This window comes from Polymorphospora sp. NPDC050346 (assembly GCF_040655695.1).
GTDB lineage: Bacteria > Actinomycetota > Actinomycetes > Mycobacteriales > Micromonosporaceae > Polymorphospora > Polymorphospora lycopeni.
This window is the reverse complement of the sequence record NZ_JBFAKM010000002.1, coordinates 318,067-334,041: the sequence shown is the minus strand read 5'-3', so window position 1 is coordinate 334,041 and position 15,975 is coordinate 318,067. Positions and strand designations below refer to the sequence as shown.

At 70.3% G+C, this 15,975-nt stretch carries 13 protein-coding genes; 10 read left to right on the top strand and 3 right to left on the bottom strand.

The genetic code is table 11. The annotated features are described in order from the left end of the window. Nucleotides 1-42 precede the first annotated feature (42 nt). From AB0I42_RS04035 to AB0I42_RS04020, 4 genes are all read left to right on the top strand, one after another. Nucleotides 43-1,776 carry an ABC transporter substrate-binding protein gene (locus AB0I42_RS04035; protein WP_357533976.1) on the top strand — a complete coding sequence of 578 codons (1,734 nt, stop codon included), beginning with the start codon at nucleotides 43-45 and terminating at the stop codon, nucleotides 1,774-1,776. A 90-nt stretch (nucleotides 1,777-1,866) separates the two neighbouring features. Continuing rightward, the gene (locus AB0I42_RS04030) at nucleotides 1,867-2,856 is read left to right on the top strand and encodes an ABC transporter permease (protein WP_357533974.1); all 990 of its coding nucleotides are present in this window, start codon (nucleotides 1,867-1,869) and stop codon (nucleotides 2,854-2,856) included. A 17-nt stretch (nucleotides 2,857-2,873) separates the two neighbouring features. Further along, the gene (locus tag AB0I42_RS04025; RefSeq protein ID WP_357533972.1) at nucleotides 2,874-3,956 is read left to right on the top strand and encodes an ABC transporter ATP-binding protein; all 1,083 of its coding nucleotides are present in this window, start codon (nucleotides 2,874-2,876) and stop codon (nucleotides 3,954-3,956) included. 11 nt (nucleotides 3,957-3,967) lie between these two features. Next, nucleotides 3,968-4,993 (top strand): dipeptide ABC transporter ATP-binding protein, encoded by a 1,026-nt coding sequence (locus AB0I42_RS04020; protein ID WP_357534136.1) that lies wholly within the window; start codon nucleotides 3,968-3,970, stop codon nucleotides 4,991-4,993. Between the two features lie 139 nt (nucleotides 4,994-5,132). On the opposite strand, the gene AB0I42_RS04015 is transcribed toward AB0I42_RS04020, so the two are convergent. Then, the gene (locus AB0I42_RS04015; protein WP_357533970.1) at nucleotides 5,133-5,444 is read right to left on the bottom strand and encodes a chorismate mutase; all 312 of its coding nucleotides are present in this window, start codon (nucleotides 5,442-5,444) and stop codon (nucleotides 5,133-5,135) included. A 526-nt stretch (nucleotides 5,445-5,970) separates the two neighbouring features. Between AB0I42_RS04015 and pcrA the strand changes: the two genes are divergently transcribed. Next, a complete protein-coding gene (gene pcrA, locus AB0I42_RS04010; RefSeq protein ID WP_357534134.1) occupies nucleotides 5,971-8,283 on the top strand; it encodes a DNA helicase PcrA in 2,313 nt (770 codons plus the stop codon). 127 nt (nucleotides 8,284-8,410) lie between these two features. Here pcrA and AB0I42_RS04005 read toward each other — a convergent pair whose 3' ends face one another. Both AB0I42_RS04005 and AB0I42_RS04000 read right to left on the bottom strand, forming a co-directional pair. Further along, nucleotides 8,411-9,298, bottom strand: coding sequence for a peptidoglycan DD-metalloendopeptidase family protein (locus AB0I42_RS04005; protein WP_357533968.1), 888 nt, complete (start codon nucleotides 9,296-9,298; stop codon nucleotides 8,411-8,413). Nucleotides 9,299-9,585: 287 nt separating this feature from the next. After that, entirely contained in the window at nucleotides 9,586-10,308 is a 723-nt protein-coding gene (locus tag AB0I42_RS04000) for a M23 family metallopeptidase (RefSeq protein ID WP_357533966.1), read from the bottom strand. Between the two features lie 444 nt (nucleotides 10,309-10,752). On the opposite strand from AB0I42_RS04000, the gene AB0I42_RS03995 reads away from it, so the two are divergent. The 5 genes from AB0I42_RS03995 to AB0I42_RS03975 all read left to right on the top strand — a co-directional run bounded on the left by AB0I42_RS03995 (nucleotide 10,753) and on the right by AB0I42_RS03975 (nucleotide 15,924). Further along, nucleotides 10,753-11,157 carry a cobalamin B12-binding domain-containing protein gene (locus AB0I42_RS03995; protein WP_357533965.1) on the top strand — a complete coding sequence of 135 codons (405 nt, stop codon included), beginning with the start codon at nucleotides 10,753-10,755 and terminating at the stop codon, nucleotides 11,155-11,157. A 306-nt stretch (nucleotides 11,158-11,463) separates the two neighbouring features. Continuing rightward, nucleotides 11,464-12,117, top strand: a complete 654-nt coding sequence (locus tag AB0I42_RS03990; protein WP_357533963.1) for a hypothetical protein — start codon at nucleotides 11,464-11,466, stop codon at nucleotides 12,115-12,117. Between the two features lie 219 nt (nucleotides 12,118-12,336). Further along, nucleotides 12,337-13,515: an ADP-forming succinate--CoA ligase subunit beta gene (gene sucC / locus AB0I42_RS03985; protein WP_357533961.1), complete on the top strand. Its 1,179-nt coding sequence runs from the start codon at nucleotides 12,337-12,339 to the stop codon at nucleotides 13,513-13,515. 1 nt (nucleotide 13,516) lies between these two features. Further along, the gene (sucD, locus tag AB0I42_RS03980; protein ID WP_357533959.1) at nucleotides 13,517-14,404 is read left to right on the top strand and encodes a succinate--CoA ligase subunit alpha; all 888 of its coding nucleotides are present in this window, start codon (nucleotides 13,517-13,519) and stop codon (nucleotides 14,402-14,404) included. 176 nt (nucleotides 14,405-14,580) lie between these two features. Continuing rightward, entirely contained in the window at nucleotides 14,581-15,924 is a 1,344-nt protein-coding gene (locus AB0I42_RS03975) for a DUF6350 family protein (RefSeq protein ID WP_357533958.1), read from the top strand. The last annotated feature ends 51 nt before the right edge of the window (nucleotides 15,925-15,975 follow it).

Here is a 15,975-nt window from a genome sequence, read left to right as displayed (position 1 = left end):
GAGTGGCCCAGGTGCGGAACGGCAGGAGGGAAGGAGAAAGACGTGCGACGGAAGCTTGGAGCGCTCTCTGCCGGCGTTCTGGCGGTCGCTCTGGTTGCCACGGGTTGCTCGGAGACCACCGATTCCGAGGACGGCAACGGAGAGGCTGTAGTTCAGACCGGCACCATCGCGACCGACCCCGCCGAGTCGCAGGGCCCGGCGAAGGAGGTTCAAGGCGCCACCAAGGGTGGCATCGTCAAGATCCTCCACGAGTCCGAATTCGCGCACCTGGACCCGCAGAAGATCTACGTGTCCGACGCGCTGTCCTTCGCGACCCAGTTCGCCCGGACGCTGACCGGCTACAAGGAGGACGGCACCGGCAAGCTGCGGCTGGTCGGCGACCTCGCCACCAACGCCGGTGAGGACGTCAACAGCGACTGCAAGACCTGGAAGTACACGCTGAAGGACGGCCTCAAGTTCGAGGACGGCTCGCCGATCACCGCGCAGGACGTGGTCTACGGCATCTCGCGCTCGTTCGACCCGGACTGGGGCGACGGCCCGCTCTACCTCCAGCAGTGGCTGGCCGACAGCACCGAGTACAACACCACCTACAAGGGCCCGTTCCAGTCGGCCGGCGCGCAGGTTCCGGGCGTCACGGTCGAGGGCAACACCATCACCTTCACCTTCGCCAAGGCGCGGTGCGAGGTCCCGTACGCGGTGGCCATGCCGACGACCGCTCCGGTCCCGGCGGCGAAGGACACCAAGGGCGACTACGACCTCAAGCCGGTCTCCTCGGGTCCGTACATGATCCAGGAGCACCAGTACGACCAGTTCATCAACATGGTCCGCAACCCGCACTGGGACCCGGCCACCGACCCGATCCGTAACGCCTACCCGGACGGCATCCGGGTCGAGTTCGGCACCAACGCCGAGACCGCGTCCAACCGGATCATCGCGAACGCGCCGGACGACCAGTCGGCGATCATGTGGGCGAACGTCCCGGCGGCCAACCTGCCGAAGACCCAGTCCGGTGAGGTTGCCGAGCGGGTCGCCAAGGGCCCGTCGCAGTACGTCGAGTACCTCTACATCAACAACCTGCGGGTGACCGACCTCAAGGTCCGCCAGGCGCTGAACTACGCGATGGACCGGGACGCGCTCATCAAGCAGACCGGTGGCATCCACTCCTTCGGCGCCACCCTGATGTCGCCGACCCTGTCCGGCTACAAGGACTACAACGCCTACGACGGTGGCCAGACCGGTGACGTCGAGAAGGCCAAGGAACTGCTCGGCGGCCAGACCGTCAAGCTGACCTACGCCTTCCCGAACACCGCCGTCCACCAGAACCGGGCCGCGCTGTACAAGGAGATGCTGGCCAAGGCGGGCTTCGACATCGTGCTGAACCCGCTGGACTCGGCGACCTACTACGCCACGGTCGGCACCAAGAGCAACCAGTTCGACCTGATCCGTGGCGGCTGGGGTGCTGACTGGCCGAGCGCCTCGACGGTCTTCCCGGCCCTGTTCGACGGCCGTTCGATCCGCGACACCGGTAACAACAACCTGGCGTACTTCAACGCCGAGGACGTCAACACCGAGATCGACCGGATCCAGACGCTGCCCGTCGCCGAGGCGGAGGGTGCCTGGCAGGCTCTCGACGAGAAGATCATGCGGGAGCACGCCCCGGTCGTGCCGCTCTGGTACATCGGCAACTACGAGCTGTTCGGCTCGAAGATCGGCGGGACGTTCCTCAGTGACTCGTTCGGTCACCTGACGCTCAACACCATCTTCGTCAAGCCGTAAGTAAGTAACAGCGACGGCGGGATGGCCGGACCCCGGCCATCCCGCCGCTCGTCACCGATGACCCGGTGACCGGCCGAAAGTGCTGATTAAATGCTCCGTTTCCTGATAAAGCGTCTGCTCCTGGGAGCGATGACGTTGATCCTGGTCTCGATCGTCGGCTTCGCGCTCTTCTTCATGGTGCCGTCGAGCCCGGCGTACGTCATGTGCGGCAAGAACTGCTCCCCGGAGCGGATCGCGCAGGTCAACGAGAGCCTCGGGCTCGACCGTCCGGCCCACCAGCAGTACGCGGACTTCGTCAAGGGCGTCTTCGTCGGCCGTACCATCGTCGACGCCACCACCGTCCGCGAGTGTCCCGCACCGTGCCTCGGCTACTCGTTCCGTGGTCGCGAGCCGGTCACCGACATGATGAAGCGCGCCTTCCCGGTGACGGCGAGCGTCGTCGGTGGAGCGATGGTCATCTACCTGACCGTCGGCGTCGGACTGGGGATGATCTCCGCGCTGCGAAAAGGCACCTTGTTCGACCGGGGCGCCATCGCACTCTCGCTCGGCTTCGCCTCGACCCAGGTCTACACCCTCGGGTTCCTGTTGTTGCTGGTCCTGGTCTACACCCTGGGCTGGCTACCGAACCCGTCATATACCCCGATAACCCAGGATCCAATAGCCTGGGCGAGTGGTCTGCTGCTGCCGTGGATCACCCTGGGCCTGATCAACTCGGCAGGCTACGCCCGGTTCTCCCGGGCCCAGATGGTGGAGACGCTGTCGGAGGACTTCGTCCGTACCGCCCGGGCCAAGGGGCTGCCGAACCGCACCGTCAACGGCCGGCACGCGCTGCGCGCCGCCATCACCCCGATCGTGACGATCGCCGGCCTGGACCTCGGTGTCCAGCTCGGCGGTGTGCTCATCACCGAGTCGGTCTTCAGCCTGAACGGCATCGGCCGGGCGGCGGTCGAGGCGGTCGGCGAGCTCAACCTTCCGGTGGTGATGGCCACGGTGCTCATCGCGGCCTTCTTCATCGTGACGATGAACATCATCGTCGACGTGCTGTACGCCGTCATCGACCCGCGTGTCCGGCTCGGCTGAGGCCAGGGGGAGCAGCTATGAGTACTTTGGCCTCCGGTAACACCGCCGCGACCGAGGCGGCGAAGGGCCCGTACCTCCAGGTCAAGGACCTGAAGGTGCAGTTCAACACCGAGGACGGCGTGGTCCGCGCGGTCGACGGTGTCTCGTTCTCGGTGGAGCGCGGCCGCACCCTCGGCATCGTCGGGGAGTCCGGCTCCGGCAAGTCGGTCACCAGCCTGTCCATTCTCGGCCTGCACAACGCCAAGCGCACCAGGATCTCGGGCGAGATCGAGGTGGGCGGCCGCAACGTCGTCGGGATGGCCGAGGAGCAGGTGCGGCGGCTGCGTGGCCGGGACATGGCCATGATCTTCCAGGATCCGCTGTCGGCTCTGCATCCCTATTACAAGGTGGGGCGGCAGATCGCCGAGGCGTACAAGGTGCACCACCCGTCGGCGTCGAAGTCCGAGGCCAACAAGCGGGCCGTCGAGATGCTCGACCGGGTCGGCATCCCGCAGCCACAGAAGCGGGCCAACTCCTACCCGCACGAGTTCTCCGGCGGCATGCGCCAGCGGGCGATGATCGCGATGGCCCTGGTCAACGACCCCGACCTGCTGATCGCCGACGAGCCGACCACCGCGCTCGACGTGACCGTGCAGGCGCAGATCCTCGACCTGCTCGAGGACCTGCAGAAGGAGTTCAACTCCGCGATCATCATGATCACTCATGACCTCGGTGTGGTCGCCCAGGTCGCCGACGACGTCCTCGTGATGTACGGCGGCCGGGCGGTCGAGTTCGGGAGCACCGAGCAGGTCCTCCGCCGGCCGCAGCACCCGTACACCTGGGGTCTGCTCGCCAGCGTGCCGTCCCTGCACGGCGACGCCGACGCGGAACTGGTGCCGATCAAGGGCAACCCGCCGTCGTTGATCAACCTGCCGTCCGGGTGCGCGTTCAACCCCCGGTGCCGGTACGCCGGACGCAACGGCGACCGCTCCTTCACCGAGGTGCCGGAGCTGCGCCAGGTTCAGGAGCGCGGTCACCTGGTGGCCTGCCACCTGTCCGAAGCCGACCGGAAGCGGTACTACGCCGAAGACATCGCACCGTCCGCGGGGGTGGCGCAGTGAGCGACACGACACTGGTCAAGAAGCCGGCCGACGAGCCAGCCGGGGAGAAGCAGTCCGACCGCGAGCCACTGCTCGTGGTCAAGGACCTCACCAAACACTTCCCGGTGCGCGGCGGGCTCATCAGCCGCAAGGAGTACGTACGCGCCGTCGACGGGGTGAGCTTCTCGGTCGCCCCCGGCGAGACCCTCGGGCTCGTCGGCGAGTCCGGCTGTGGCAAGACCACCACCGGCCGCATGCTCGTACGCCTGCTGGAGCCGACCTCGGGCAGCATCGTCTTCGAGGGCAAGGACATCACCCACGCCAAGCGCGGCGGTCTTCGGGCCCTGCGCCAGGACATGCAGATCATCTTCCAGGACCCGTACGCCTCGCTGAACCCGCGGCACACGGTCGGCAACATCATCTCGATGCCCCTCGAGGTCAACGGGATCAACCCGCCGGGCGGGGTGAAGAAGCGGGTCCAGGAGCTGCTCGAACTGGTGGGTCTGAACCCCGAGCACTTCAACCGCTACCCGCACGAGTTCTCCGGCGGCCAGCGCCAGCGGATCGGTATCGCCCGGGCGCTTGCCCTCAAGCCGAAGATCATCATCGCCGACGAGCCGGTGTCCGCGCTCGACGTGTCGATCCAGGCCCAGGTCATCAACCTGCTGCGTGAACTCCAGCGCGAACTCGGGCTGGCGTTCGTGTTCATCGCGCACGACCTGGCCGTGGTCCGGCACTTCAGCCAGCGGATCGGGGTCATGTACCTCGGCAAGCTGGTCGAACTCGGCGACCGTGAGCAGATCTACGAGCGGCCGTCGCACCCGTACACCCGGGCCCTGCTGTCCGCGGTGCCGGACGTGACGAAGTTCGGCACCGGGGGCCGTATCCGGCTGGAGGGCGACGTGCCGACGCCGCTCAACCCGCCGTCCGGCTGCCGGTTCCGCACCCGGTGCTGGAAGGCGCAGGACATCTGTGCCACCGAAGAGCCGCCGCTGAGCGTGAAGCCGAGCGGGTCGCTGGCGGCCTGCCACTTCCCGGAGTCCGGCGAGCTGACCTGACGGGAACGCGCGTATCCGGGGGAGTCGGCCACTGGCCGGCTCCCCCGAGCGGTTTCCGTCGGCCGTACCCGGCGTCTGACCGGCCGGCGGCTGGCCGCGGATCGCCCGGCGGCCCGTTCGGAACGGGGCGAGGGACCGCTCAGAGCCGGCCGCGACCGGCGCGCAGGATCAGCAGGGCGAGCTGGGTGCCGTCCTCGCCCAGCGCCTCCCGGAACCGTTCCAGGATCTCCCGCTCGCGCGACAGCACCAGGCGGGTGCCGCCCGACGCCATCCGGGTCGCGCCGATCTGTTGGGACAGGGCAGCCCGTTCCTGCCACAGCGCGATGAACTCGGCGTCGATCTCGTTGATCCGGTCGCGCAGTTCTCTGATCTGGTCGGCGGCGGCGGGGGAGTTGGTGCCGGTCTGGTCGCCGCCCGGCTTCTCGGGCTGCGTGGCGAGGTTCGTCGTCATCGGGTGCTCCCTGAGCGGTGAGGTCCCGGGTGTCGTAATCCCGAAGCGAAACGCCCCGGGACTCCGCGAGCCCGGGGCGTTTCGTAGGTCTTCGATCAGGCGTGACCCACGGCTGCCGGACTCCCGGAGCCGTAGTAAAAGTAGAAGCCAGCCTGCTGGATCACGCTGAGAAGTATGCCCACCTCAGCGCGGAGTACGCAACCCAAACCGACCATCTGGTGGGACCGCGGCGGCGGGTGCCGGACGGTCCTCGCCGGGGCCCACGGCGGACGCCGGATTCCGGAAGTGACAGGTTTCGTTTCGTCGGCGTGCACGGGGCAGGGATGTCGGACCGCGGGCATAGACTCGCTCTGCGATGCATGCTCTCTTCGAAATCCCGCCGGCCCAGAACTCTCAATCGGCCCAGAACTCCCCATCGGGCCAGAACTCCCCATCGGCCCAGGACACGCCACCGGCCCCAGGCACGCCGTCGGCCCAGGGCCGGTCCGCGGCCCACCGGCAGCGTCCGGGGCACGACCCGGAGGCGCTGCTGGCCGGCCTCAACGGGCCCCAGCGTGACGCGGTGACCCATTCGGGTGCACCGCTGCTCATCGTGGCCGGAGCCGGGTCCGGCAAGACCCGCGTGCTGACCAACCGGATCGCCTACCTGCTCGCCGCCCGCGACGTGCACCCCGGCGAGATCATCGCGATCACCTTCACCAACAAGGCCGCCGGCGAGATGAAGGAGCGGGTCGCCGCCCTGGTCGGCGGCCGCGCCCGGTTGATGTGGGTGTCGACGTTCCACTCGGCCTGCGTCCGGATCCTGCGTGCCGAGCACGAGCACGCCGGGCTGAAGTCGACCTTCTCCATCTACGACGCCGACGACTCGCGCCGGCTGATGCAGATGGTGGCCCGCGAACTCGACCTGGACCCCAAGCGCTACCCGGCGCGCGGGCTGGCGACGCAGGTGTCCAACCTCAAGAACGAGCTGATCGACCCCGACGAGTTCGCCGGACGGGCCAAGGGCCCCAACGAGCGGGCCCTGGCCGAGGCATACACGCTCTACCAGCGGCGGCTCAAGGAAGCCCACGCGCTCGACTTCGACGACCTGATCATGACCACGGTGCACCTGCTCCAGTCGCACCCGCACGTCGCCGAGACCTACCGTCGTCGCTTCCGCCACGTGCTCGTCGACGAATACCAGGACACCAACCATGCCCAGTACACCCTGGTCAAGGAGCTGGTGTCGGGCACCGAGGGGGTGCCACCCGCGGAGCTGTGCGTGGTCGGTGACGCCGACCAGTCGATCTACGCGTTCCGGGGTGCGACGATCCGCAACATCCTGGAGTTCGAGCGGGACTTCACCGACGCGCGCACCATCCTGCTGGAGCAGAACTACCGCTCGACCCAGACGATCCTCAACGCGGCCAACGCGGTCATCGACAACAACTCGTCCCGTAAGCCCAAGCGGCTGTGGAGCGACGAGGGGCCGGGCGAGCGGATCGTCGGCTACGTCGCCGACACCGAGCACGCCGAGGCCGACTGGGTGGCCCGCGAGATCGACCGGCTGTGCGACGACGGTAAGGCCCGCCCGGGCGACGTCGCCGTCTTCTACCGCACCAACGCCCAGTCCCGGGTCTTCGAAGAGGTGTTCATCCGGGTCGGCCTGCCCTACAAGGTGGTCGGCGGCGTCCGGTTCTACGAGCGCAAGGAGGTCCGCGACGCGCTGGCCTACCTGCGGGCGGTGGTCAACGACGACGACACGGTCAGCATCCGGCGCATCCTCAACACCCCGCGCCGGGGGATCGGTGACCGCGCCGAGGCGTGCGTCGAGGCGCTCTCGGCGCGCGACCGCGTCTCCTTCGGCGCCGCGCTGCGCCGGGCCGGCGACGCGCCCGGGATCTCCACCCGGGCCGCCAACTCCATCGCCGACTTCGTACGGCTGCTCGACGACATGCGCGAGCTGGCCACGACCGCCCCGCCCGAAGAGGTGCTGGAGGCGGTGCTGCTCCGCTCGGGCTATCTGACCGAGCTGGAGGAGAGCCTCGACCCGCAGGACGCCGGCCGGGTGGAGAACCTCCAGGAGTTGGTCAGCGTTGCCCGCGAGTTCACCGAGCGGGTCGAGGCACAGACCGAGGACGGGCCGGGTGCCACCCTCGCCGGTTTCCTGGAGCAGGTGGCGCTGGTCGCCGACGCCGACCAGGTGCCGTCGGACGATCCCGAGCACCAGGGCGTCGTCACGCTGATGACCCTGCACACCGCGAAGGGCCTGGAGTTTCCGGTGGTCTTCCTCAGCGGGCTGGAAGACGGGGTCTTCCCACACCTGCGGGCCCTCGGCGACACCCGGGAGCTGGAGGAGGAGCGCCGGCTCGCCTACGTGGGCATCACCCGGGCCCGGCAACGCCTCTACCTGTCGCGGGCGGTCACCCGGTCGGCGTGGGGGCAGCCGGCCTACAACCCGGCGTCGCGTTTCCTGGAGGAGTTGCCGGCCGAGCTGGTGCGCTGGGAGCGCACCGAGGGGTCGTACACCTCGTGGTCCGGCACGGGCGGCGGCGTGGGTGGGCGGTCCGGCGGCGCGGACCGCGGCGGCGCCGCGCGCGGTGGCGGCTTCGCCGGCGGTACGCCGCGGGCGGCGCAGCTCGCCGCCCGGCTCGGGATCGACGGCAGCCGGCTGGCGACCGCGAGCGAGCTGCCGAGCGCGCCGAAGGTGGCGGCCGGTGACCGGGTCAACCATCAGCGGTACGGGCTGGGCCGGGTGCTCGCGGTGGAGGGGCACGGGCCGGGCGCCCGGGCCCAGATCGACTTCGGTGACCAGAAGATGTGGCTGGTCCTGCGGCACGCGCCGATCGAGAAGCTCTGACTGGTGCCGGGCGGGATCGCACCCGGCCGGCGTGCAGGATGGGTCGGACCCGGTCCGGTGATCACCGGACCGGGCCCTTCGTCGTGGCCGGCCGCGCCGCGCCGTGGCCCGGCGGGTGGCTCGCGGCTCAGCAGCCGAGGTCGACGCCGCGCTGCCGCATCCACGGGCCCGGGTCCACCTGGTTCCACATGCCCAGGTGCACCTCGAAGTGCAGGTGCGGGCCGGTCGAGTCGCCGGTCGATCCCTCGTAGCCGATGACCTGACCGGCGCTGACCCGTTGGCCGACCTCGACCGCGGTGCGGTTCTGGTGGGCGTAGTGCGTGAATACGTTGTCGCCGTGGTCGATGACCACCGAGATGCCGTAGCCGGCGTAGGCCCAGCCGACGATGGTGACGGTGCCGGCCCCGGCGGCGCGGATCGGGGTGTTCGCCGGCTCGGCGAGGTCGATGCCGGCGTGCAGGGCGCCCCACCGCTGCCCGTAGCAGGAGGTGGTGGCGGCGCCCGGCATCGGGTTGACCCAGTCGGCCTTCGGCGCCGCCGGGGTGGTGGGAGCCGGCGCCGCGGCCCGCTCCGGGGTCGCCGTCGTCCGCTCCGGCGCCGGCGCCGAACTGCTCGGTTCCGGCTGTTCCTCGGCTGGCGTGGCCTGCGGCTTCGGGGCCTCCGCCGGCGGGCTGCCGGCCTGCGCCGGCGCCGTCGTCGGGGCGGGCGCCTCGCGCGCGGACCGGTCGGCCCGCTCGGCGGCACGTTCGCGGTCGCCGGCGTCGGTGGCGACCGGCGTGGCGGCCGGGGTGTCCGTACCGCCGGTGGCGGCCGCGGCGACCCCGGCGAGGCCGATGCCGAGGACGGCGGTGGCGGCGAGGGCGACGACCGGGCGCCGGCCCTTCAGCAGGTTGCGACCGCTGTCGAGCAGGTCACCGGCGCCGGGCAGCCGGCGGCCGTTCCGGCGGCGGTGGCGAGCCCCCCGGGAGGCGGGGCGGTCGCCGGCGTTGCTGTCTGGGGGGGTGCTCTCCGACACGGCGGGAACCTCCGTGGTCTTGTGGTGCGGACCCGGAAATGTTGGTTTGGCCGGCGGGCGGGCTGGGCAGGGGGTAGGGCGGGGATCGGGCAGCGGGGCCGTCGGTGGGCATCCGGAGCGGCAGGCTATGCCCGTTTATGCGGTATTACTTCCTGGTACGTGCGGCTCCTCGATGCGTGACGTCCGTCACTCGAGCCTGTGTGGCGTAGGGAACTTTCACGCAGAGTGATCATGAAAAAACCGCCCATCCTTGTCGGAGTGGGCGGTTAATCGGACAGTGCGTAGGGTCAGGAGGCGACTACGCCGGTATAGATTGCTTCGACTTGTAGCTTGATGTCCACTCCGCGATCCCGCAGATAGGGGATCGGGTCTTTCGGCGTCCCGTTGACATGCACCTCGAGATGTAGGTGCGATCCGAACGAGTGGCCCGTGCTGCCGACCAGCCCGAGCTTGTCGCCGGCCTTCACCTGCTGCCCCTCCTGGACCAGCAGTTGCGACGAGTGCGCGTAGATCGACTCGGTGCCGTCGCCGTGGTCGAGGATGACCGCGTTCCCGTAGCCGCCGTAGTAGCGGGCCAGCTTGACCTTGCCGTCCCGGATCGCGTGGTAGGGCGTGCCCTCTTCGGCGGCGAGGTCGACGCCGGCGTGCAGCTTGTCCCACCGCATCCCGTACGGGGTGGTGAAGGTGTAGCCGTGCAGCGGCAGCCGCCAGACCTCGGCCTGGTCCTCCATCGAGGTCTCCAGGCCGCCCCGGTCGTCACGGGAGGCGCGCTCGGCGTCCTCGGCCCGTTCGGCGGCCTGCTCGCTGGTGAGAGAGGCTGCCTCCAGGTCTGCGAGGACGGTCGGGCTGACCGACTTCGCGTCCGGCAGGCTCGCCCCGGCGCCGAGGGCGACGACGCCGGCCCCGACGAAGGCGGTGGCGACGACCGCCGCGTAGCGGCTGCGAGGGGGGGTGGGTACGCGTCGACGACCGCGATATCGGTCCGGCTCAGACGACAGGCGCTGGCGCACGCACACCCTCCGTGGTCGGGCAACAAAGGCGGCCGTCACCGGCATCGGTGAACCGGGGGTGAAAGCTTGGTGGCCGCGTCGTCGGCCGGCGAGAACCGGATGACAACCGTGGGACACGGTAACCAACCCCTAGGCACCTCACAAGCCGCACCGCCAAATTGGCGACGCGAAACTGTCACCGTGCGCCATGGAATGCCTGAATTCGTAACCTTTTGTAGGCCCGCTCGTTAGTAGCGTTCGGTGTTATTGATGATTACGTATCGTATATGTGAGCGATTCAACTCCAATAATGAATTGCCGCCCCCGTAGGGGGTTTCCAGGAGCGTGGCCGCGCTCCGGTCGGCGGGGCGCGGCCGGTCTGTCGGACCCGGTTCCCCGGTCGGGGCCGTGGGGGTTACCGTTCGTTCAGGTGGTTTTCCGGTGCCCTGGAGAGGTGTTGCGCTGATGAGCTCTCGAACTCGGGTCGTCGTCGCCAAGCCGGGCCTGGACGGCCACGACCGTGGCGCCAAGGTGGTCGCCCGTGCCCTGCGCGACGCGGGCATGGAGGTCATCTACACCGGGCTGCACCAGACGCCCGAGCAGATCGTCGAGACCGCGATCCAGGAGGACGCCGACGCGATCGGCCTCTCCGTCCTGTCCGGCGCGCACATGACTCTCTTCCGGCGGGTCCTCGAACTTCTCGCCGAGCGCGAGGTCACCGACATGGTGGTGTTCGGCGGCGGCATCATCCCCGAGGCCGACATACCGGAACTCGAACAGCTGGGCGTCGCGAAGATCTTCACGCCCGGGGCGACCACCGGGTCGATCGTCGACTGGGTACGCGACAACGTGACCGAACCCGTCGGCTGATCCCTACCGCGACAGCTCCGCGAGGCCGGGGCGCGAGGCCCGGTGCGCAAATGGAGGGAGGGGCCGGACGCACCCCTCACACGTCCGGCCCCTCTATGCGCGATGCCCCGCCGCCACCCCTCGACCGACAGGGCATCGGCCGTATCCGCCGGGCCGCTCCAGCGCGCTCCGACATCAGACTCAACGACGCCCGGTCGGCGGGGTTACGCGCGTCACGGAGAACTTTTCCGGCGATGGCATGATGGGGCCTCGTCATGATCGGTCCGCCGAGCCTGACGCCCCCGAAGACCAAGGTCTGGAGTCGCCGTGACCATGCCGCCGCAGCAGCCTCCGGTGCCGCCCGCCGGCTGGCAGCCCGCCCCGGCCGGGCCCCCGCCCGGGGGGTGGCCGCCGCCCCCGCCCGTGCCGGTCACCAAGCGGATCCCGGAGGACCAGCCGTTCATCGTCCGGGCCAGCGCGGGCAAGCGGATTCTCCAGTTCGGCCTGCTCACCCTCTTCGTGCTGGCCGCACCGGCGTGCTCGCTCGGGCTGGTGGCGTCCACCAACGGGGAGAGCGTGCTGCCGATCCTCGGCGTCCTCGGGGCGCTGGCGGTGTTCATGGGGCTGCTCTTCGGGCTACAGGTCTACCTGCTGGTCTCCGGCGGACCGGTGCTCGCGGTCGGTCCGGCCGGCCTGTGGATCAAGACCCGACCCACGCGGGGACAGGCGGTGTGGCTGCCGTGGGAGGCGATCGAGCAGATCTACACCCGCCGGTGGGCCTTCGACAAGAACGTCTGCGTCAAGCCACGCGATCCGCGTACGGGCGGCAACCTCGGCGCCTTCACCGCGGTGGACTCCAGCATGCAGCAGTTGGTGTTCGGTACGGGCCTCACGGCGCCGCTGGCCTTCGCCGACCGTCCCGAGCGGGAGATCATGGGCGCCATCGTCCACTTCTCGGCCGGTCGTACGTTCATCCGCTGATCTTCCGGTCGCCGTACGCCCGATCCGCCCGCGACGGGTGGTACCCGCGGCAGGGCGTGTGCATTTGAGCACACCGCGCGCCCGCTCGGTTGCCAGCAGTGTGCCCGTCGTTAGGCTGCCCCAAATGGCCTGTCGATGCGGGACCGGCAGGCGTCAACCAATTTCACGCTGGCGACGGCGCGACGGCGCGCCGCGCGGACTAGGACGGGACGCGTAAACGTGGACCTGTACGAGTACCAGGGGCGCGAACTGTTCGACCGGCACGGGCTGCCCGTGCTGGCCGGCGGCGTCGCGACGACCCCGGACGAGGCTCGGGCGATCGCCGAGCGCCTCGGTGGCCGGGTGGTCGTCAAGGCCCAGGTTAAGGTCGGTGGCCGAGGCAAGGCCGGGGGCGTCAAGCTCGCCGACGACGCCGGGGACGCGGTGGCCCGGGCCACCGACATCCTCGGCATGGACATCAAGGGCCACACGGTCCACAAGGTCATGCTGACCGTGACGGCGGACATCGAGCAGGAGTTCTACCTCTCCTACCTGCTCGACCGGTCGAACCGTACGTTCCTGTGCATCGCCAGCGTCGCTGGCGGCATGGACATCGAGCAGGTCGCCGAGGAGACCCCGGAGCGGGTGGCCAAGGTCGCCATCGACGCCAACCGTGGTGTCGACGAGGCGCTGGCCCGCGAGATCGTCGCCAAGGGTGGGTTCCCGGCCGAGGTCGCCGACCAGGTGACCGACATCGCGGTCAAGCTGTGGCAGGCGTTCGTCGCCGAGGACGCCACGCTGGTGGAGGTCAACCCGCTGGCCCGTACGTCCGAGGGCAACGTGCTCTGCCTCGACGCGAAGGTGACGCTCGACGAGAACGCCGCCTTCCGCCACCCCGACCACGAGGCACTGGTCGACCAGGGCAGCGTCGACCCGCTGGAGCAGCGGGCCAAGGAGAAGGACCTCAACTACGTCAAGCTCGACGGCGAGGTCGGCATCATCGGCAACGGCGCGGGCCTGGTCATGTCCACGCTCGACGTGGTCGCGTACGCCGGGGAGAAGCACGGCGGGGTCAAGCCGGCCAACTTCCTCGACATCGGCGGCGGCGCCAGCGCCGCGGTCATGGCCAACGGGCTCGAGATCGTGCTGTCCGACCCGGCGGTCAAGAGCGTCTTCGTGAACGTCTTCGGCGGCATCACCGCCTGCGACGAGGTCGCCAACGGCATCATCCAGGCGCTCGCCCTGCTGGAGCAGCGCGGCGAGAGCGTGACCAAGCCGCTGGTCGTACGGCTCGACGGCAACAACGCCGAGGCGGGCCGGGCGATCCTCGACGCCGCCGCCAACCCGCTCGTGCAGCGGGTGGACACCATGGATGGAGCGGCCGAGCGCGCCGCCGAGCTCGCCGGTGCGGGGGTCTGAGATGGCAATCTGGCTGACCAAGGACTCGAAGGTCATCGTCCAGGGGATGACCGGCTCCGAGGGGTCGAAGCACACCCGTCGGATGCTGGCCGCCGGCACCAACATCGTCGGTGGCGTCAACCCGCGCAAGGCGGGCCAGTCGGTCGACTTCGACGGCACGTCCCTGCCGGTCTTCGCCGGGGTCGCCGACGCGATCAAGGAGACCGGGGCCGACGTCACCGTCATCTTCGTGCCGCCGCAGTTCACCAAGGCGGCCGTGGTCGAGGCGATCGACGCCGAGATCCCGCTCGCCGTGGTCATCACCGAGGGCGTGCCGGTGCACGACACCGCCGCGTTCTGGGCGCACAACGTGGCGTCCGGCAACAAGACCCGCATCATCGGCCCGAACTGCCCCGGCATCGCCTCGCCGGGCCAGTCCAACGCCGGCATCATCCCGGCCGACATCACCCCGGCCGGCCGGATCGGCCTGGTCAGCAAGAGCGGCACGCTGACCTACCAGCTCATGTACGAGCTGCGGGACATCGGCTTCTCCACCAGCGTCGGCATCGGCGGTGACCCGATCATCGGCACCACCCACATCGACGCGCTCGCCGCCTTCCAGGACGACCCGGACACCGACGCCATCGTGATGATCGGTGAGATCGGTGGCGACGCCGAGGAGCGGGCGGCCGACTTCATCAAGGCCAACGTGACCAAGCCGGTGGTCGGCTACATCGCCGGCTTCACCGCGCCGCCCGGAAAGACGATGGGCCACGCCGGCGCCATCATCTCCGGCTCGTCCGGCACCGCCGACGCCAAGAAGGCGGCACTGGAGGCGGCCGGGGTGCGGGTCGGCAAGACGCCGAGCGAGACCGCGCGACTGATGCGCGAGATCATCACCGGCGCCTGAGTGACGTACGGTAACGGGGCCGGCCGTGTGACACGGTCGGCCCCGTTCGTCGTTCGTGGAGTGACCTGGGCGTAGAGAGATTTGCGCTTAATGTCCACCGCTACAGGGAACTGACGCGTCGGCGACGGTGGTGTCGCGAACCACCACACCCTTTCGCGTGTTTAAGTGGGGCCTTGATGGCAGCCAGCACCCCTGACCAGCCTTCTCGCGCCGACGGGGCCGAGGAGCCGTTTCCCGCCGACCTGGGCAGCCGCCAGACCGAGCCGATCGACGTCGGCAACCGCCGCACCGAGCCGATCGACGTCGGCAACCGGCCGACCGTACGCCTGCCCACGCAGCGGTCCGGTGGCGTGCGTCGCGGCGGCCGGGCACCCATCGCCGTCGCCGCAGCCGTCGCCACGCTCTGGGCGGCGCTGGTCTCCTACCTGCCGGTCGCCGTCGTCATGGGCCTCGCCCAGCTCGCCGAGGACGCCGCCACGTTCGGCGGCGCCGCCCGGGTCGGACTCGCCGCCTGGCTGCTCGGCCACGGGGTGCCACTGGAGACCGGCGCCGGACCGCTCGGCCTCGCGCCGATGGCGCTCGCCGCCCTGGCCGCGTGGCGGGTCAGCCGCGCCGGCGTACACGTCAGCCGGGCGATCGGCGCCCGGCACCACGGCTCACCGCGGCAGGCCTTCCTCGTCGCGGTCGTCATCGGTTGCGCGTACGGACTGATCGGGGCGCTCGCCGCGCTCGCCGTCGGCACCGACGGACTGCACGTCTCACCGCTGCGGGCCGCCGCCAACCTCGCCGTCTTCGGGGCGCTCGCCGCCCTGGTCGGCGCCCTGCGCACCACCGGGGCGCTGCGCGTCGTCGCCCGGCGCCTGCCCGGCCCCCTGCGACACGGCATCCGCACCGGGGTCGTCGCGGCGCTGCTGCTGATCGGCGCCGGGGCCGGTACGGCCGGACTGGCGGTGGCGACCGGTGGCGGCGACGCCAGCAGCATGATCCAGGCCTACCGGGCCGGAGTGACCGGCCAGGCCGGCATCACCCTCGTCAGCGTCGCGTACGCCCCCAACGCGGCGATCTGGGCCAGCGCCTACCTGCTCGGTCCCGGCTTCGCGGTCGGCACCGACACGGTCGTGCGGACCACCGAGGTCACCGTCGGGGCGCTGCCCGCCATCCCGCTGATCGCCGGCCTGCCGCACGGGCCGGTCGGCGGGTTCGGCGCGGCGATGCTCACCGTGCCGGTGTTCGCCGGGATGGCCGCCGGCTGGCTGCTCGCCCGCCGGCGGCTGCGGTCGGCCGCCCGGGACCGTACGCCGCTGTCCTGGAAGGGGCTGCTGGGCGCGGCGGCGATCGGCGGCCCGGTCGCCGGACTGGTGCTCGGTGTCGCCGCCACCGTCTCCGGCGGCCCGGCGGGCGGCGGCCGGCTCGCCGAGGTCGGGCCGGTCGGGTGGCAGGTCGCCGTGGTCGCGACCGTGGTCGTCGCGGTCGGCACCGTCGTCGGTGCGGCCGCCACCCGGGTTTTCACCGGGAACTGAGCGGCGCCGGCCCGCAACGGCGAAGGGCGCCCCGGCCATGGTGGCCGGAAC